Annotated in this window: 18 protein-coding genes and 1 tRNA gene; 9 read left to right on the top strand and 10 right to left on the bottom strand. The window is 71.1% G+C overall.

The genetic code is table 11. The features are described from left to right. The first annotated feature begins 166 nt into the window (after nucleotides 1-166). Nucleotides 167-240 (top strand) — tRNA-Met (locus tag OHB04_RS14395). A 49-nt stretch (nucleotides 241-289) separates the two neighbouring features. Here the strand turns inward: OHB04_RS14395 and OHB04_RS14390 are convergent. The 4 genes from OHB04_RS14390 to OHB04_RS14375 all read right to left on the bottom strand — a co-directional run bounded on the left by OHB04_RS14390 (nucleotide 290) and on the right by OHB04_RS14375 (nucleotide 3,710). Next, nucleotides 290-1,453, bottom strand: a complete 1,164-nt coding sequence (locus OHB04_RS14390; protein WP_442814843.1) for an ABC transporter substrate-binding protein — start codon at nucleotides 1,451-1,453, stop codon at nucleotides 290-292. Nucleotides 1,454-1,472: 19 nt separating this feature from the next. Beyond that, nucleotides 1,473-2,339 (bottom strand): ABC transporter permease, encoded by an 867-nt coding sequence (locus tag OHB04_RS14385; protein ID WP_326688076.1) that lies wholly within the window; start codon nucleotides 2,337-2,339, stop codon nucleotides 1,473-1,475. Next, nucleotides 2,336-3,130, bottom strand: coding sequence for an ABC transporter ATP-binding protein (locus tag OHB04_RS14380; protein WP_326688075.1), 795 nt, complete (start codon nucleotides 3,128-3,130; stop codon nucleotides 2,336-2,338). The genes OHB04_RS14385 and OHB04_RS14380 overlap by 4 nt, the downstream gene beginning before the upstream one ends. Nucleotides 3,131-3,293: 163 nt before the next feature. Next, complete coding sequence (locus tag OHB04_RS14375; RefSeq protein ID WP_326688074.1) at nucleotides 3,294-3,710, bottom strand: Fur family transcriptional regulator; 417 nt, start codon at nucleotides 3,708-3,710, stop codon at nucleotides 3,294-3,296. A 162-nt stretch (nucleotides 3,711-3,872) separates the two neighbouring features. On the opposite strand from OHB04_RS14375, the gene OHB04_RS14370 reads away from it, so the two are divergent. Continuing rightward, on the top strand, nucleotides 3,873-5,309 hold the full coding sequence (locus OHB04_RS14370; protein ID WP_326692738.1) for a catalase: 1,437 nt from the start codon (nucleotides 3,873-3,875) through the stop codon (nucleotides 5,307-5,309). Nucleotides 5,310-5,411: 102 nt separating this feature from the next. Here OHB04_RS14370 and OHB04_RS14365 read toward each other — a convergent pair whose 3' ends face one another. Together OHB04_RS14365 and hisN are read right to left on the bottom strand one after the other, a co-directional pair. Further along, a complete protein-coding gene (locus OHB04_RS14365; RefSeq protein WP_326688073.1) occupies nucleotides 5,412-5,834 on the bottom strand; it encodes a CBS domain-containing protein in 423 nt (140 codons plus the stop codon). A 267-nt stretch (nucleotides 5,835-6,101) separates the two neighbouring features. Next, nucleotides 6,102-6,896: a histidinol-phosphatase gene (gene hisN / locus OHB04_RS14360; protein WP_326688072.1), complete on the bottom strand. Its 795-nt coding sequence runs from the start codon at nucleotides 6,894-6,896 to the stop codon at nucleotides 6,102-6,104. A gap of 134 nt (nucleotides 6,897-7,030) precedes the next feature. Here hisN and OHB04_RS14355 point away from each other — a divergent pair, with 134 nt between their 5' ends. Beyond that, nucleotides 7,031-7,705, top strand: a complete 675-nt coding sequence (locus OHB04_RS14355; protein WP_326807560.1) for a TetR/AcrR family transcriptional regulator — start codon at nucleotides 7,031-7,033, stop codon at nucleotides 7,703-7,705. A gap of 80 nt (nucleotides 7,706-7,785) precedes the next feature. Here the strand turns inward: OHB04_RS14355 and OHB04_RS14350 are convergent, their stop codons facing one another. The 4 genes from OHB04_RS14350 to OHB04_RS14335 all read right to left on the bottom strand — a co-directional run bounded on the left by OHB04_RS14350 (nucleotide 7,786) and on the right by OHB04_RS14335 (nucleotide 11,488). Then, the gene (locus OHB04_RS14350) at nucleotides 7,786-8,109 is read right to left on the bottom strand and encodes a DMT family transporter (protein WP_326688070.1); all 324 of its coding nucleotides are present in this window, start codon (nucleotides 8,107-8,109) and stop codon (nucleotides 7,786-7,788) included. 74 nt (nucleotides 8,110-8,183) lie between these two features. Next, the gene (gene rsgA / locus OHB04_RS14345) at nucleotides 8,184-9,203 is read right to left on the bottom strand and encodes a ribosome small subunit-dependent GTPase A (RefSeq protein WP_326688069.1); all 1,020 of its coding nucleotides are present in this window, start codon (nucleotides 9,201-9,203) and stop codon (nucleotides 8,184-8,186) included. Nucleotides 9,204-9,216: 13 nt separating this feature from the next. Further along, nucleotides 9,217-10,590 (bottom strand): 3-phosphoshikimate 1-carboxyvinyltransferase, encoded by a 1,374-nt coding sequence (gene aroA, locus OHB04_RS14340; RefSeq protein ID WP_326688068.1) that lies wholly within the window; start codon nucleotides 10,588-10,590, stop codon nucleotides 9,217-9,219. Nucleotides 10,591-10,774: 184 nt separating this feature from the next. Beyond that, nucleotides 10,775-11,488 (bottom strand): M50 family metallopeptidase, encoded by a 714-nt coding sequence (locus OHB04_RS14335; protein WP_326688067.1) that lies wholly within the window; start codon nucleotides 11,486-11,488, stop codon nucleotides 10,775-10,777. Between the two features lie 105 nt (nucleotides 11,489-11,593). Here OHB04_RS14335 and OHB04_RS14330 point away from each other — a divergent pair, with 105 nt between their 5' ends. The 6 genes from OHB04_RS14330 to OHB04_RS14305 all read left to right on the top strand — a co-directional run bounded on the left by OHB04_RS14330 (nucleotide 11,594) and on the right by OHB04_RS14305 (nucleotide 17,325). After that, on the top strand, nucleotides 11,594-12,430 hold the full coding sequence (locus OHB04_RS14330; RefSeq protein ID WP_326688066.1) for an SOS response-associated peptidase: 837 nt from the start codon (nucleotides 11,594-11,596) through the stop codon (nucleotides 12,428-12,430). 154 nt (nucleotides 12,431-12,584) lie between these two features. Continuing rightward, nucleotides 12,585-13,262 (top strand): alpha/beta hydrolase family protein, encoded by a 678-nt coding sequence (locus OHB04_RS14325; protein WP_326688065.1) that lies wholly within the window; start codon nucleotides 12,585-12,587, stop codon nucleotides 13,260-13,262. A gap of 237 nt (nucleotides 13,263-13,499) precedes the next feature. After that, a complete protein-coding gene (locus OHB04_RS14320; protein ID WP_405805488.1) occupies nucleotides 13,500-14,171 on the top strand; it encodes a sigma-70 family RNA polymerase sigma factor in 672 nt (223 codons plus the stop codon). Further along, the gene (gene rsrA, locus OHB04_RS14315) at nucleotides 14,168-14,518 is read left to right on the top strand and encodes a mycothiol system anti-sigma-R factor (RefSeq protein ID WP_326688063.1); all 351 of its coding nucleotides are present in this window, start codon (nucleotides 14,168-14,170) and stop codon (nucleotides 14,516-14,518) included. The genes OHB04_RS14320 and rsrA overlap by 4 nt, the downstream gene beginning before the upstream one ends. 165 nt (nucleotides 14,519-14,683) lie before the next feature. Continuing rightward, a complete protein-coding gene (locus OHB04_RS14310) occupies nucleotides 14,684-16,084 on the top strand; it encodes an HD-GYP domain-containing protein (RefSeq protein ID WP_326807559.1) in 1,401 nt (466 codons plus the stop codon). Beyond that, nucleotides 16,081-17,325 carry an HD-GYP domain-containing protein gene (locus OHB04_RS14305; protein WP_326807558.1) on the top strand — a complete coding sequence of 415 codons (1,245 nt, stop codon included), beginning with the start codon at nucleotides 16,081-16,083 and terminating at the stop codon, nucleotides 17,323-17,325. Before OHB04_RS14310 ends, OHB04_RS14305 begins: the two co-directional genes overlap by 4 nt. Nucleotides 17,326-17,467 lie beyond the last annotated feature (142 nt).

Below are 17,467 nucleotides of genomic sequence, written 5' to 3'. Positions count from 1 at the left end.
GCGCGCCGCGTGGCCTCCGGGCCCCGTTCCGAGCGGGGACGGGGCCCCGGGCGGGGCTGTCCCGGCCTGGGAGCCCGTCGAGGCGCCTTTGCGCGGGGGCCAGTGCGGCCTTCGGGGCTCGATTTGCACAGGTCGATGGGGCGGGTTAGAGTTGTGAACACAACGGCGCGGGGTGGAGCAGCTCGGTAGCTCGCTGGGCTCATAACCCAGAGGTCGCAGGTTCAAATCCTGTCCCCGCTACTGAAGGCGAAGGCCCCGGATCCTCGGATCCGGGGCCTTCGCCATGCGGTCAGGATTTGTGGCCCACCGCTTCCGCGTACAGCTTGCGGTCGACCAGTCGTTCCTCCGGTAGTGCTTTGCCCTCGGTGACTCCGGCGTCGCGGTACGACTTCTGTAGCCGGTCGGTTGTTCCCTTGCGTATTTCCCAGTCCATCCGGAGCGAGGGAACGGATTTGATCACTTTGGCGTCCAGTTTGAGCACCTTGGCCAGCTGGGACACGAAGGGCGCGCTCTTCTTGTAGTCGCCGGGGAAGTAGGTGTTGATGGTGCGGATGTAGCCGCGCAGCAGGGCCACACCCGCGTCCACGTCGTCGCTCAGCAGGTTGGGACCGAACAGCGCCCCGCCCAGCGGCTCCCCGACGGGCTGTCCGCCCAGGAACGCGTAGCGCTTGTCGCCGTCGACCCTGCGCCACACCGGGTCGAGCAGCCAGGCGGCGTCCACGCCGCCGCTGGTGAAGGCGCTGAGGACGTCCGAGGAGCCGAGCTGCTGGAAGGACATCGACTTCATTTCGGCGCCGTGCGCCGCGATGATCTTGTCCATGGGGTACGAGATCACCGACCCCTTGCCGATCAGCGTGCCGATCTTTCGGTCGGCCAGTCGCACCGACGTAGGTTTCTCTCCCTTGCGCACCCTGGTCCACAGGCCGCTCTTGGAAGACGGGTCGGGGGAGAAGTTGCCCGCGACCCAGCGGATGTCGAAGCCTCCGTTGATGCCGTTGATGACGGCCGCCTCGGGGGCGGCCCACAGCGCGTCGATCTCGCCCTTCGCGAGCAGCGGGAGCGCCTCGGGGGTGGGCAGGACCTTCAGCTCGACGTCCAGGCCCTCCTTCTTGAACTCCCCCTTCCGGATGGCGATCTGGAGGGGAGCGACGTACTCGGCCGTCAGAGTGCCGGTGGCGATGGTGAGCTTGCGGGGTTTCTTCAGGCGCTCGGGTGCGGGTGCGCCCTTGTCGCAGCGGGCGGGGGAGCGGTCGCCGCCGAGCTGGGCCGGGTCGGTCCATGACTTCTCGCCGCAGCCAGGCACAGGCTTTATGGTGCGGCCGGCGGTGTTGACCGCCTTGCTCTGCTGGGCCGAGCATCCGGTCAGCGCCAGGGCGAGGGAGAGCGTCACGGTCAGGACCAGGGTGGGCAGCGGGGCCGGGCGGGCGGTCCGGGCGAAGGCAGGGGTGCGCAAGGGAACCTCCGGTGAGTGGTCAGGACTGGCCCCGGCCCCGGTCGCGGGGCGCCCAGGGAGTCAGCACGCGCCCGGCGATCCGTACGAGCTCGGAGAAGATCACGCCCAGGACGGCGACGCAGACGATGCCCACGAACATCACGTCGTTCTGGAAGAGCGCACGGGAGTCGAAGATCAGGTGGCCCAGGCCGTCGGAGGCGGCGATGGACTCCGAGGCGACGATCACCAGCACCGCGACACCCGCGGCGATGCGGGCCCCGACCAGCACGGACGGCAGCGAGGCCGGCAGGAGCACGTGCCGGAACATCTGCCAGTGGCCGGCGCCGAAGACCGCTCCCGCGTCCCTGTGGCCCTCGGGCACCGCCAGCACGGCGGCCATGGTGGAGATCCAGACGAAGAAGAACACCGTGGCGGCGACCAGCGCGATCTGCGGGCCCTCGCCCAGTCCGAACATGTTCAAGAAGATGGGCAGCAGCGCCAGCTTCGGCACGACGTAGAGCGCGTCCATCATCGGCTCCAGCGCGGCCCGCACCAGCGGGAGCGCGCCCATCAGCAGGCCCAGCAGATAGCCGGAAACGGTGCCGATGGCGTATCCGGCGAGCACCCGCTTGAGGGTGGCCCACACGTCCGGCCACAGCTCGCCCTCCACGGCGCGCTCCCAGCCGTCGGACAGGATGGCGGACGGCGCGGGATAGACGCGCTCGTCGATCCACTCCTGGGTGGCGGCCAGCTGCCACAGCAGGACGAGGACGACGGGCACGGCCACGGCCAGCGACAGCTCCAGGGCGCGACGGCGCCGGTGTGCGGACTCCGGGCGGGTCTCGCGGGGCCCTGGCCTGCGTATGAGGCGGCCCTCTTCGGACGCGGGCTTCTCCAGGGTGCTCATGCGAGGGCCGCCTGCTGCCCCGGCCGAGCGGTCTGCCCGGCTTGCCTGACCTCGTACCGCAGCAGCTCCCACAGCTCGTCCTTGAGGGCGGTGAAGCCCGGATCCGAGCGGACCTCGCCCGTGCGGGGGCGGCCGAAGGGGGGTCGGCGTTCGGCGATGATCCGGCCGGGTCCGGCGGACATCACCAGGACGCGGTCCCCGAGCACGAGGGCCTCTTCGAGGCTGTGGGTGATGAACAAGGTGGTGGTGCTGGTGGCCTGGGTGAGGGCGAGCAGCTCGTCCTGGAGGATGGTGCGCAGCTGGGCGTCCAGGGCCGCGAAGGGCTCGTCCATCAGGAGGATCTCCGGTTCCACGGCGAGGGCGCGGGCGATGGCCACGCGCTGCCGCATGCCGCCGGAGAGCGCGGCGGGGTAGGCGCCCTCGAATTCGGCCAGACCCATCCTGCCCAGCCACTCCCGGGCGCGTGTGTCGGCCTCCTTGCGGGGGACGCGCTGGACGTCGAGGCCGAAGCGGACGTTGGCCAGGACGGTCTTCCAGCCGTAGATGCCGTAGTCCTGGAAGATCATGGCGGCGGGGTGGCGGGCGTCGGTGCGCAGTTCCAGCTCGCCCGCCGAGGGGCGCAGCAGGCCGGCCGCGATGCGCAGGAGGGTGGACTTGCCGCAGCCGGAGGGTCCGACGACGCAGACGAACTCGCCCCTGGCGACTTCTAGTTCGACCGGGCCCAGTGCGGTGAGGAGGTGGGAGCCCCGCCCGAAGGTGCGGGTGAGGCCGCTGGCGCGGATTTTGGGCATGGTGACTCCCCGTCATGTCTGGGGGAAGCGGTGCGTTCTCGACGATATGACGGGCCGTCAGATTCCAGCAAGGGTCGTGCGGGAACGCGAACGGCCCGCACCGTGCGGGTGCGGGCCGTGAGGGTCGTGCGGGCGGGCGACCGCCGGGGCGCCGGGAGGGGGGCTAGGACCCGGCGCAGTTCGGGCAGGTGCCGCGGTAGGTGACGGTGGCGTCCGCGATGGCGAAGCCGTAGCGCTCGGCCTCCGGGAGGGCGGCCAGCGGGTCACCCGTGGGGTGGACGTCGCGGATCGTCCCGCAGTGGGAGCAGACCAGGTGCTGGTGGGTGTGGCGCGCGTTCGGGTCGTAGCGTTTCGCGCGGCCGTCGGTGCTCACTTCGAGGACTTCGCCGATGGCGACCAGCTCGCTGAGCGTGTTGTAGACCGTCGCACGGGCGATCTCCGGGAGGCGCTCGGTCGCGCGGGCGTGGACCTCGTCGGCGGTGTAGTGCACATGGTCGCCGTCGAGTACCTCGGCGACGACTCGCCGCTGCGCGGTGAGGCGCCAGCCGCGATCACGGAGCCGTTCCAGCAGGTCACTCATGAATCCAGACTAGCAGCGCCATGTCCATGGGCAGAATCGGTACGGGTTTCGGCTTCATCTTGACTTAGACAATGTCCAATGTAGGGTGGCGAAGGGTTGGCCAAGAACAGCTTTGAGGCACAGGAGGCACACGTGACCGTGCAGGACGAGACAACCGGTCCGATGACGACGGAAGCCGGCGCTCCGGTCGCGGACAACCAGAACAGCCAGACGGCCGGAGCCGGTGGCCCGGTGCTTGTGCAGGACCAGCACCTCCTGGAGAAGCTCGCGCACTTCAACCGCGAGCGGATCCCGGAGCGCATCGTGCACGCCCGGGGCGCGGGTGCGTACGGCAAATTCACGGTCACCGCGGACGTGACGAAGTACACCAGGGCGAAGTTCCTGTCCGAGATCGGCAAGGAGACCGAGGTCTTCCTGCGCTTCTCGACGGTGGCGGGGAACCTGGGCGCGGCCGACGCGGTGCGCGACCCCCGCGGCTTCGCCTTGAAGTTCTACACCGAAGAGGGCAACTACGACCTGGTGGGGAACAACACCCCGGTGTTCTTCATCAAGGACGCCATCAAGTTCCCCGACTTCATCCACACCCAGAAGCGCGACCCGTACACCGGCTCGCAGGAGCCGGACAACGTGTGGGACTTCTGGGGCCTGTCGCCCGAGTCGACGCACCAGGTGACCTGGCTGCACGGCGACCGCGGCATCCCCGCGTCCTACCGCCACATGGACGGCTTCGGCTCGCACACCTTCCAGTGGACGAACGAGGCCGGCGAGGTCTTCTGGGTCAAGTACCACTTCAAGACCGACCAGGGCATCAAGACCCTCACCGCCGACGAGGCCGACACGCTGGCCGGCAAGGACCCCGACAGCCACCAGCGTGACCTGCGGGAGTCCATCGAGCAGGGCGACTTCCCGACCTGGACCGTGTCTGTGCAGGTCATGCCCGCGGCGGAGGCGGCGAACTACCGCTTCAACCCGTTCGACCTGACCAAGGTCTGGCCGCACGCGGACTACCCGACGATCGAGATCGGCAAGCTGGAGTTGAACCGCAACCCGCGGAACATCTTCGCCGAGACCGAGCAGTCGATCTTCTCGCCGCACCACTTCGTGCCGGGCATCGGTCCCTCCCCGGACAAGATGCTCCAGGGCCGCCTCTTCGCCTACGGTGACGCGCACCGCTACCGCGTCGGCATCAACGCCGACCTGCTGCCGGTGAACGAGCCGAAGGCGACCGTGGCCCGCACCTACGGCCGGGACGGTGTCATGTACGACGGCCGCCACGGCGGTGCGAAGAACTACGAGCCGAACAGCTTCGGCGGCCCGGCCGAGACCGGCCGTGCGAGCTGGCAGCCCCTCGCTGTCAGCGGCACCACCGAGGACCACCCCGCCCCCGCGCACGCCGAGGACGACGACTTCGTACAGGCGGGCAACCTCTACCGGCTGATGTCGGAGGACGAGAAGCAGAGGCTGATCGACAACCTCGCGGGTGGCCTCGCGGCGGTCTCCCGCGATGACATCGCCCAGCGAGCGATCGAGAACTTCCGCAAGGCGGACCCCGACTACGGCAAGCGGCTGGAGGCCGCGGTCCAGGCCCTTCGCGGCTGATCGACCGACCGCTCGCCGTACGAGCCCGGAGGGACCGGACGCCATGGGGCTCCGGTCCCTCCGGTGCGTTGTGCGCCACCGGAGGGCCGGTGAGCGAGACGGTCAGACGGTCACCGTCCCTGGCGCGTCCGGGGCCACCGGGATGTTGCTGTCCGACCAGTTCCGGACGATGTCGCGCACCGACAGGACACCCACCGGCTCGCGTTCGTCGAGCACGATCAGATGTCGGAAGCCGCCGCGGGTCATGGCCTCGGCCGCAGCGTCCAGGGTCCAGGCCCTGGTGGCGAAGACGACGTCGGTGGTGGTGTGGGCGTGCGCCCGCTCCTCGTCGGGGTCCTGGCCCGAGCCGAGTGAGTTGAGGATGTCGCGCTCGGTGAGAATGCCGAGCCCGCTGGTGTCGGGGTCGAGGACGACGGCCGCGCCCACGCGGCGCGCCGACATGAGCTGAGCTGCCTGGCGGAGGGTGTGCTCGGGTCCGATGGTGAGGATCAGGGTGGTCATCGCTTCGTGGACATGACCGGGCATGAGGGTGCCACCTCCGTGATGGAATTCCCGCTCCTCGAGAAGGAATTCACAACGTCACAAGCGGTCGGATTCTCATGTTCACATGCGGAAGGGCCCTCAACAAGGGCCCCACGCCCCGGGATGTCCTCGCGGCCGGCCGGGCCGGCGCTGACGAGCTCAGGCCGTCCCCTTACGGGTTAAGGCAGCCGCTTCGATGTTCGGTGGCCGCTGCGACGTTCGCCGGACGTCTGCGGCGTCAGGTGGCTGCCTGCGACGTTCGGCAGCCGCCTATGACGTCAGGTAGCTGAGCATCGCCTCGTGCAGCAGGCCGTTGGACGCCGCCGCGTTCCCGCTGTGCGGGCCCGGGTTTCCGTCCAGGCCGGTGAAGACGCCGCCCGCCTCCTCCACGATGATCGCGCTCGCGGCCATGTCCCACAGCGACAGCTCGGGCTCCGCGCACATGTCCACGGAGCCTTCGGCGACCATCATGTACGGCCAGAAGTCGCCGTAGCCGCGCGTGCGCCAGCAATCCCGCGACAGATCCATGAAGCCGCCCAGCATGCCCCGCTCCTCCCAGCCGTGCAGCGAGGAGTAGGCGAACGAGGCGTCCCGTACCTCCGCGACCTGCGAGACCCCGATGCGGGTCGCCTTGGTCAGGCTGCGGCCGGTGTAGGCGCCACCGCCCAATGCGGCCCACCAGCGGCGGTGGAGCGCGGGCGCCGAGACGACGCCGACCACCGGGCGGTCGCCGCCCTCGCCCAGCTCGGTCAGCGCGATCAGCGTCGCCCACACCGGGACGCCGCGCACGTAGTTCTTCGTTCCGTCGATCGGGTCGATGACCCAGCGGCGGGGGCCGTGGCCCTCGGAGCCGAACTCCTCGCCCAGGACCGAGTCCCGCGGGCGGGTGCGCTGGAGCGAGGTGCGGATCAGCTCCTCGGCCGCCTTGTCGGCCTCGCTCACCGGCGTCATGTCGGGCTTGGTCTCGACCTTGAGGTCGAGAGCCTTGAACCGCTCCATGGTCGCGGCGTCGGCGGCGTCGGCCAGCACGTGGGCGAGACGCAGATCATCGTGGTAGTCCGGCATGTGCGAACAGTATCGAGCGGGGTTATCCCCGGCCACAGGGCCATGCGCGTGCGCGGTGTATTGACACCTTGTGGCGGTGCGTCAATTCTGTGCCGCACCGCCGGGCTGAGGGGCTTCGGGGTGGGGAGGCGACGATGCCTACTGCACGCGAGACCTTGCTGGAAGCCGCCCATGCGGCGGTCAGGGCGCGGCCCTGGGCGGGGGTCCGGATGGTCGATGTGGCCGCTGCCGCCGGTGTGTCGCGGCAGACCCTCTACAACGAGTTCGGAAGTAAGGAGGGCCTTGGCGCGGCGCTCGTCAACCGGCTGGTAGAGGACTTCCTGGACGGCACGGCGCGTGCCGTCGCCGAGGCGGGGCGCGACGGCGCGGACCCCGCGGCCTGCTGCGCGGCTGCCGCGCACTGGATGCTGCGTGCGGCCCGCGAGGAGCCGATCGTCCACGCGGCGCTCACCGGATGCTGGGGCGCGCGGATGCCGCTGCCGCCGGGGAGCGCGCTGCCGCCGGGGAGCGGCCCGGGGATCGCCGGGGAGCCCGCGCGGCTCGCCCTTTTACTGCGCCACCGGGCGATCTCCGGGCTGGAGGAGGTGGGGTGGCTCCCGGTCGGCGGCCCGGCGAGCGGTGCCGCGCACAACGGCGCGACGGGCGTGGGGCCGATGGCGGCGGGGGCCGGGCAGCGAGAGCTTGAGCGGGCCTACGAGACGGGGTTACGGGTCGCCCTGTCGTACGTCGTCGCACCGGGGGAGGAGCCGGACGAGGAGCCGTGCGGGCGGATCGACGAGATCGTCAGGGCGTTGCTGGGGAGTGGTTAGGGAGCCGGCCGCCGGGCACTGCTGAGTCGCTCGGGGTGCCCGGATGCCTGGCGGCTTTTGCGTTCGGGGTCCGGTTCGCTTCAGTGGGCGCTGCCGGAGAGCTGGAGGCCGATGACGCCTATGATGACCAGGCTGATGGAGACCAGCTTCAGCGTGGAGACCACATCGCCGAGCAGGACCATTCCGTAGATGGCGGTGCCTGCCGCGCCGATGCCCGTCCAGACGGCATATGCGGGGCCGACGTCCAGCCGGCGCAGGGCCAGGGTCAAGAGCCCGAAGCTGCCGAGCGCGAAGGCGCAGAAGGCGACTGTCGGCCAAAGACGGGTAAAGCCGTGGGAGAGCTTCAGACACACCGCGAAGCCCGTCTCCAGCAGCCCTGCGACGATGACCAGCAGCCACGCCATTGCTCAGCCTCCCGTTACTCCCTTTGGGGTCAAGCGCAGGCAAACAGTATGCCGGGGCGGGCGAACGGAAGCGATCAATCCTCTTCGCGGCTCTCGCGCGTCGCCAACAGGCGGCGCAGCGACTGGAGACGGGCGGGATCCGCGTGGCCGTCGGCGACCCATTGGTCCAGCGCACAGTCCTGCTCGTGGTGACCGCACCCGCGAGGGCACCCGGCGGCGCCCTCCGCCAGGTCGGGGAACGCCTGGAGGACCCGCGACGGTTGAACGTGATTCAGACCGAAGGAGCGCACGCCCGGAGTGTCGATGACCCAGCCGTCCTCGCCGGAAGCGGAGGGCGGCAGCGGAAGGGCGAGCGCCGAGGTGGTGGTGTGCCGCCCGCGCCCCGTCACGGCGTTGACGATGCCCACGGCGCGCTGGCGCTTCGGAACCAGCGCGTTGACCAGCGTCGTCTTGCCGACTCCGCTGTGCCCTACGCACACAGTGATCTGATTGCGCATCAGCTCGCGGACGGCGTCCGTGCCCGGCCCCGCGGCCAGCTCGTCCCTGCTGGTGACCACGTAGCGCAGGCCCAGCGGGGCATAGACCTCCAGCAGCGGCCCGGCCGGGGCCAGGTCGGACTTGGTGAGGACGAGCAGCGGTTCGAGGCCCGCGTCGAAGGCGGCGACCAGACAGCGGTCGATCATCCGGGGGCGCGGCTCGGGGTCGGCCAGGGCCGTGACGATGGCGAGCTGGTCGGCGTTGGCGACGATGATGCGCTCGTAAGGGTCGTTGTCGTCCGCCGTTCTGCGCAGCACCGAGGTGCGCTCCTCGACGCGCACGATGCGCGCCAGCGTGTCCCTGGCGCCGGTCAGGTCGCCGACCACCGCGACCCTGTCACCGACGACCACGCCCTTGCGGCCCAGCTCACGGGCCTTCATCGCGGTGACCGTACGGCCCTCGACCAGGACCGTCAGCCGGCCCCGGTCGACGGTCAGGACGAGGCCCTCGGTGGCGTCCTCGTGCTTGGGGCGGGTGTGGGTGCGCGGGCGGGTGCCGCGGCGGGAGGGGCGGACACGGATGTCGTCCTCGTCGGTGTGCTTGCCGTAGCGGCGCATCGTCCGAGCCCTCTCAGGCTCTCTCACCGACCGGGGAGCCGAGCATGCCCTCCCACAGGTGGGGGAAGTCGGGCAGCGTCTTGCCCGTCGTCGCGATGTTCTCCACCTCGACGCCCTCGACGGCCAGGCCCAGCAGGGCGCCCGCGGTGGCCAGCCGGTGGTCGTCGTAGGTGTGGAAGACCCCGCCGTGCAGCGGACGGGGGCGGATGCGCAGGCCGTCCTCGGTCTCGGTGACGTCGCCGCCCAGTCCGTTGATCTCCTTGACGAGCGCCGCCAGCCGGTCCGTCTCGTGCAGCCGCAGATGGGCGACACCGCGCAGCACCGACTCGCTGTCGGCGAGCGCGGCCACGGCGGCGATGCCCGGCGTCAGCTCGCCGACGTCGCCGAGATCGACGTCGATGCCGGTGATCCGGCCGCCGCCGGTGAAGGTGAGGCCCCGCTCGTCCAGCTCGCAGGAGCCGCCCATGCGCGTGAAGATCTCGCGCAGCGCGTCACCCGGCTGGGTGGTGTGCTCGGGCCAGTCGGGAATGGTGACCCGGCCGCCGGTGATCAGCGCGGCGGCGAGGAAGGGCTGGGCGTTGGACAGGTCGGGCTCGACGGTCAGGTCCCGGCCCAGCAGGGCGCCCGGGGTGACCCGCCAGACGTTCGGCTCGCCGCCGTCCTCGGGGGTGTCCACCTGCGCGCCGGCGGCGCGCAGCATGTCGACGGTCATCCGGATGTGCGGCATCGAGGGCAGGGTGCGGCCGGTGTGACGGACCTCGACGCCATGGTGGAAGCGCGGCCCGGACAGCAGCAGCGCGCTGACGAACTGGCTGGAGGAGGAGGCGTCGATCTCCACGGCGCCTCCGGTCAGTGAGCCGGTGCCGTGCACCGTCATCGGGAGCGCGCCGCGGCCCTCGTCCTCGACCCGGGCTCCGAGCGCGCGCAGCGCTCCGATGACGCCGTGCAGGGGCCGCTCGTAGGAGCGGGGGTCGCCGTCGAAGCGGACGGGGCCGTCGGCCAGCGCGGCGACGGGCGGTAGAAAGCGCATGACGGTGCCGGCGTTGCCGACGTCCACGGTGGCCGGGCCGCGCAGCGGAGTCGGGATCACCCGCCACGCCTCGCCGGTGGCGCGCTCGCCCTCGGCCCTGGTGGTGGAGGAGGCCGAGCAGAGCGTCTCCTCGATCTGGACCCCCATCGTGCGCAGGGCCTCGGCCATCAGCAGGGTGTCGCGGGAGCGCAGCGGACGGCGCAGCCAGCCGGGCTCCGAGGAGAGCGTCGCCAGCACCAGACCCCGGTTGGTGACCGACTTCGACCCCGGCACGGTGACGGTCGCGTCGACCGGGCCAGGGGCGGTGGGAGCGGGCCAGAGGAGAGAGTCTGCGGAACTGGTGCGCTGGTCGGTCATGGTGGCCACTTTAGTGGTTGGGGTGGGGACCGAATCTCGATCAGATGTGGAGAAATACCAGGGAAACATGACACTGGTAAGAGCCAGAAGCGTCTTCTCGGACGACTTCCGGAAGCGGCACGCCTCCCGCGGAGCAAAGCGGCACGCCCCCGCGCGGAGCATCGGACGGGCCGCGCTCCCCGGCTCAGAGCCCGAGCAGCCAGCGGCCCCCGCCTATGAGGGAGAGCAGCGCGACGGCGTGGAAGAGCAGGAGCCACATGGCGGGCGGGGCGTGGGTCAGCCGCGCGAGCTGGTCGGCGTCGGAGTCAGGGGCGCCGCCGCGCCGCCGCTTGGACTGAAGCTCGAAGACGGGGCGCAGGCCGCCCAGGAGCAGGAACCACACCACGACGTAGGCGAAGGCCGCCTGCACCTGGTAGTCGGTCATCCAGGAGACCAGCAGGAAGGCCCCGCCCGTGAGGAAGACCGTCAGCACTCCGTAGGCGTTGCGGATCATCACGAGCATGACGATCAGCAGCGCCGTCGCCAGCCACAGGAGGGCCGTGATGTGGTTCGCCGCGAGCAGCCAGGCGCCCCCCAGGCCGAGCAGCGGGGGAGCGGTGTATCCGGCAGCGGCGGTCAAAACCATGCCGATCCCGGTCGGTTTCCCGCGCGAGACGGTCAGTCCTGAGGTATCCGAATGCAGCCTGATGCCGTCCAGGCGCCGTCCGGATACCAGGGCTATGAGCCCGTGCCCGCCCTCGTGAGCGATCGTGACCGCGTTGCGGGAGACCCGCCACACCCCGTGCGGCAGCACCGCGAGCAGCGCGACGAGGCCGGTGACGAACACCAGCCACTGGTCGGGGTCCGGCTGGCTGCCGAAGACGCGGTCCCAGACATCCATGATGCTCGCGTTGTCCATGTCTCCTCTGGTCTCTTCTCTTCCTCGCTGTGCCTTCCCAGGGCAAGCTGTGCCTTCCCTGGCAACGCGCGGCGCCTGTCCCGCGTGCCGTGGCAGTCTTGCAGCATGTGCGGACGGTATGCAGCGAGCCGGGGGGCCGAGGATCTCGTCGGGCTCTTCGAGATAGAGAAGTGGGACCCGGCGGAGGCCCTGGCGCCCGACTGGAACGTCGCGCCGACCAAGCAGGTGCACGCGGTCCTGGAGCGGCCCGTCAAGGGCAGCGACGACCCCCGCCCCGTGCGGCAGCTGCGGGTGCTCAAGTGGGGGCTGGTGCCGGGCTGGGCAAAGACGCCGGACGTCGGCGTGAAGATGATCAACGCGCGGGCCGAGACGGTCCACGAGAAGCCCGCGTACCGCCGCCCCTTCACCGCGCGCCGCTGTCTGATCCCGGCCGACGGCTACTACGAGTGGGTCACCGCTCAGGGCGAGCTGAAGCTGGAGCAGGAGGGCAGGAAGAAGCGCCCCCGTAAGCAGCCCTACTTCGTCACACCGGATGAAGAGGCGGGGGCGGGCCCCGTCATGGCGATGGCCGGGCTGTATGAGTTCTGGCGGGACAAGACCCTTCCCGACGACCACCCCCTGGCGTGGTGGGCGACCTGCTCCGTGATCACCACCGAGGCCGAGACCGCGCCGCTGGCCAACGCGGGGGAGACCGGTGAGGGCGGCCCGCGCTCTTTGGCCGACATCCATCCGCGTATGCCGCTGATGCTTCCGCCGGACCGCTGGGACGCCTGGCTGGACCCGGCCCACGCCGACAGCGGCAGCCTCCGGGAGCTGCTGGCCCCGCCGCCGGAGGGCCTGATGCGCGCCTACCCGGTTTCCACGGACGTCAGCAACGTGCGCAACAACGGGCCCGAGCTGCTCAAGGAGCTGGCCGCGCCGGAGGAGGAAACCCTCTTCTAGGGCGGCGTCCAGGGCGGCTTCCAGCGCATGGCGCTTTCGGTGCACCATCCGGTCGCCGGGTTTCCGGCCGGCATCCGGCCACCCGCGTTTCCGGCGGGCATCCGGCCGCCGGGCTTCCGTGCGGCATCCGGTCGCCAGGATGCAGGATGCGCCTATGAACGCGCAGACAGGCGGAACGGCGGAAGTGGTGGGGACCCCGGCGGGGGAGGCCCGGATCACCTGGCACCACGCGAAGAAGGCGCACACGGTGCTGGCGCTCGGCCATGGCGCCGGCGGCGGCATCGAGGCCCGTGACCTGCGGGCCCTCGCGGCGGCGCTGCCCTCGGAAGGCGTGAGCGTGGCTCTGGTGGAGCAGCCCTGGCGGGTGGCCGGCAAGAAGCTCGCCCCCGCCCCCAAGACCCTGGACGCCGCCTGGACGGCGCTGTGGCCCGCGCTGGCCGGGCCTGGGCTGCCGGTCGTCGCGGGCGGGCGCAGCGCGGGAGCCAGGGTGGCGTGCCGTACGGCCGGGGAACTGGGCGCGCACGCGGTGCTCGCGCTGTCCTTTCCGCTGCATCCTCCGGGCAAGCCGGACAAGTCCCGCGCCGACGAGCTGACCGGGGTGGGGCTTCCGGTACTGGTGGTGCAGGGCGGGCGTGACCCGTTCGGGCGCCCCGAGGAGTTTCCCGGGGGAACGCGGCTGGTGGAGGTGCCGTACGCCGACCACGGCTTCGCCCTTCCGAAGTCCGCCGAGCTGACCGAGTACGAGGCGATGGGCGTGATCACCGGCTCCGTCTCCCAGTGGCTCGGCCGGCAAGGAGACATTCACCGGAAGGGAGTCTCCGGCCGGGAATGAGACAGGGAGGCCCACGGTTGCACGGGGTGTCGGTACACCGGTACAGAAGGACGAGGAAAGGGAGCAGCCCCCATGGGTTCTGTCGCTTGCCCCCAGCGCCCGCGGGCCGCTGACCTGGACTGGGCCACCATGGCGCTGTCCAGGGGCTCAAGCATTCGAGCGGCGGACGGTGCGGATCGTCGTCTATTCTCCGATTCGAGCGGGTCCTCTTTCGGATTCGTCACGACGTTGGAGGAGGTGGGTCCGGTCACCGGGACCGAAGGCGGCTCAAGTGCCGAGCAGGAGACACAGGCGTCGGAGACCGTGGAGGAGCGCAGCGCGCGCTTCGAGCGGGACGCCCTTACCTTCCTCGACCAGATGTATTCCGCCGCGTTGCGCATGACGCGCAACCCGGCTGATGCCGAGGACCTGGTGCAGGAGACCTACGCGAAGGCGTACGCGTCCTTCCACCAGTTCCGCGAGGGCACCAACCTCAAGGCGTGGCTGTACCGCATCCTCACGAACACCTTCATCAACTCCTACCGCAAGAAGCAGCGCGAGCCCCAGCGCAGCGCCGCGGAGGAGATCGAGGACTGGCAGCTGGCGCGCGCGGAGTCGCACATGTCGACCGGGCTGCGCTCGGCCGAGGCGCAGGCGCTCGATCACCTGCCCGACTCGGACGTGAAGCAAGCGCTCCAGGCGATCCCCGAGGAGTTCCGCATCGCCGTCTACCTCGCCGACGTCGAGGGCTTTGCGTACAAGGAGATCGCCGACATCATGGGGACACCCATCGGCACGGTGATGTCGCGTCTGCACCGTGGACGGCGTCAGCTCCGCGAGATGCTGGAGGGCTACGCGCAAGAGCGCGGCCTCGTCCCGGCCGGTGCCGTGGCAGACGGGCCGCAAGACCGGAAAGGCTCGGGCTCATGAGTTGCGGAGAGCCGCACGAGACGGACTGCTCTGAGGTCCTGGACCACCTCTACGAGTATCTCGACCGGGAGATGCCCGACAGCGACTGCGAGAAGTACAAGGAACACTTCGACGAGTGCTCCCCGTGCTTCGAGAAGTACGGTCTGGAGCGCGAGGTCAAGAAGCTCGTCAAGCGCTGCTGCGGGCAGGACGACGTGCCGACCGACCTGCGGGCCAAGGTGATGAGCCGCATCGAGGTCATCCGCCAGGGCCAGGGTGCCCCCCAGGAGGCCTCCGACGCGGCCTCAGAGACCGCTCCGGCCGAGGGGAGCGGTCCGTCGCCCGCGGCGGGCAAGAACCCCGCCTGACACGGGAGTTCACATCGGGCGCACGAGCGCGACCGCTTCCGTCATACCTCACCCCTTTGTGTGAGCACTTCCGGCACGTAAGGGGGAACGTTCCGCCACAGCGCCACCTGGTGCGCGTGCCGCCATATCCTCCCCGTCCTGTGCGAGTTGGGGAGGAGGGTCACGATGCGTGCTCGGGGAGCGGAACTGCCGGCAGTGGCGCGCGCGACCGTCGTCAGCGCTGCGCTCGCCGCCGCGTTGTGCGCCGCACCGGCCCTGGAGGGGCACAAAGAGACCGAATGGGCGGTGCTGCTGCCGCTCGCCGCGCTCTACGCCGTGTGTGAATACGCCCCGCGCTGCCCGCTGATGGGCCGACGGGCGCCCGGTGGCGCCGCCGCGCTGCGGCCCGTCTTCTTTCCCGTCCTCCTGGCCGCCGCCTGTCTGCTGCCGCCCTCCGCAGCGGCGCTCGGCGCGCTGCCGGGGGCGCTGGCCGGCCGGGTGGAGCCACGGCACGCCTCCACCCGCCGAATGTGGCAGGCGTCCCGGCTCGCCCTCGCCCTGTTCGCGGCCTCCCATGTGTACGGGCTGCTCGGCGGCTCCGTACGGCAGGCGGTCTTTCCCCTCGCTCTGGTGCCCGCCGTGGCCGCCGCGCTCGCGATGTGCGCCGTCCTCGGCGCGCTGGACGGCTGGATCCTCGTCGCCGCCGAGCGCTGCTCGCCGCGTACCGCCTGGCGGGGACAGTTCGCCCGCCAGGCGGGGCCGCACCTGGTGCACGGGGTGACCGGGCTGATGATGGCGGTGCTGTGGCGCAGCGCCTACGGGCCCGTCGCCGCGCTGTTCCTGCTGCTGCCGATGTGCATCTGCTCCTGGATCTTCGCGCAGTACCACCGCGAACGCACCGCGCACCAGGCCACCATCCGGGCGCTCGCGCACGCCGTGGACATCAAGGACCGCTACACGCGCGGCCACGGGGAGCGCGTCGGCCGTGCCTCGGTGCTCATCGCGCGCGAACTGGGCATGGACGAGGAGCGCACCGAGACTCTGCGCTTCGCCGGCATCCTGCACGACCTCGGCAAACTCGGCGTTCCCACCCGCCTGTTGCGCAAGGACGGGCCCCTCACCCCGCAGGAGCGGCGCGTCATCGAACTGCACCCCGAGTACGGACACGAGATCGTGCGGGGCATCGGATTCCTGGGCGAGGCACGCGCGGCGATCCTGCACCACCACGAGCGCATGGACGGCAGCGGATACCCGTATGGGCTGGTGGGCGGGCAGATTCCCGAGGCGGCGCGGGTCGTGGCCGTCGCCGACGCCTTCGACGCGATGACCTCCACCCGCAGCTACCGCCGGGGCAGGCCCGTCAGCGCCGCGCTGGAGGAGCTGGAGCGGTGCGCGGGCAGCCAGTTCGACCCCCGGATGGTCGCGGCCCTGGTACGGGCACTGAGGCGGCACGAGTGGCCCGCCGCCGTCTCCGCCGACCTCTCGCACATCCCCGCGGCGTACAACGTGCCCCTGGAGGCGCTGGATCCGCAGACGCCGGGCCCGCAGGCGCGGCCCAGCCCGAGCGGAAGCGTGTCCGCCGTATGACGCGTCCGGTGGCCGTGGCGTACGCGGCAGCGGCGGTGCTCGCGGCCACCGCGCTGTGCGCCACCTTGTGGAGAGGGCCGGCCGAACCCGGTATCGCGCTGGTCTTCGGACTGGTGATCGTCGTCGGTGAGTTGGCGCGCGTGCGGCTGCCGGCGGCCGACGGCGGCAGCCGCAGCACGGGCCCGCTCGGCGGGGCCGGGGCGCTCGGCTACGCCATGCTCGGGGAGGTCGGCGGGACGCCCACCCATCACGGGGCGCTCCAGGTGATCGCGGTGGTCGTCGTCGCCTCCCTGGTGGGGCTGATCCCGCACGTCGCGCTGGGCAGGGCGCCCGGTCTGGACATGGCGGCGCGCACGGTGCTCGGTGTGGGCTTCGCGGCCTTCTGCTTCCAACCGCTCTACAACAGCGGCACCTTGGGCGGCAGCATCGGCCCGGGGCCGCTGTACGCGCTGTGCCTGCTGGCCATCACCCTGCTGACCGGATGCTTCGACGCTTTCCTGGGCGCCGCCATCGCTGCCGGGCGCAGCGCGTGGCCTCTGTGGCCGCTGCTGCGTGAGGAGTTGCGCATCCGGCTGGGCATCGTCCCCGCCATCGCCGCGACCGGATGCGTGCTCGCGCTGGCCGTCGCCGTGGCCGGGCTGTGGGCGCTGCCGGTCTTCTGCGTACCGCTGCTGCTCACCCAGTTCTCCTTCCGCCGTTACGCCTCCGTACGGGCGACATACCGGCAGACCATCGCCTCCCTCGCACGTGCGACAGAGGTGGCCGGATACACCCCGCACGGGCACGCGCGGGCCGTGGCCGACCTCAGCCGGGCCGTGGGGCGCGAGCTGGGCCTGCCGGGGCCGGAACTCACTGTGCTGGAGTACGCCGCCTTGATGCACGACATCGGCCAGCTCTCCCTGGTCGACCCCGTCCCCGGCGGGGCCACCGCGGGGCTGGACCCCGCCGAGCAGCGCCGTATCGCCCTGCTGGGCGGCGCCGTCGTCCGCCAGACCGGCGTGCACGGGCAGGTGGCCACCGTGGTGGAACGCCAGGCGGATCCCTACCGGGAGCAACCGGTCACCGCCCGTGTCGTCCGTACGGTCAACGCGTACGAGGACCTCACGGCGGGCAGCGGTCACGTGGGGTCCGGGGCGCGGGAGCGGGCACTGGAGCAACTGCGCCTGGCCACCGCGTGTGACCACGAACCACGCGTGGTGGAGGCGTTGTCACGCGTTGTGTCGCGAGGCGCCGATGTGTGACGCACAGCTGCGTGGACGCGTGACGCACGGGTAATGAGCGGGCACCCGAGCGGGCATGGTTGGATGCGAAGGGGGGAACCGCGAAAGGCGTGCACGGCGCCCGGCGCCCAGCGCGCAGGACCTCAGCGACAGGCGGGAAGTC

Origin of the sequence: Streptomyces sp. NBC_01775 (assembly GCF_035917675.1) — a bacterium.
GTDB lineage: Bacteria > Actinomycetota > Actinomycetes > Streptomycetales > Streptomycetaceae > Streptomyces.
Note: the sequence above shows the minus strand (reverse complement) of the source record. Positions and strands in the feature narration are given on the sequence as shown.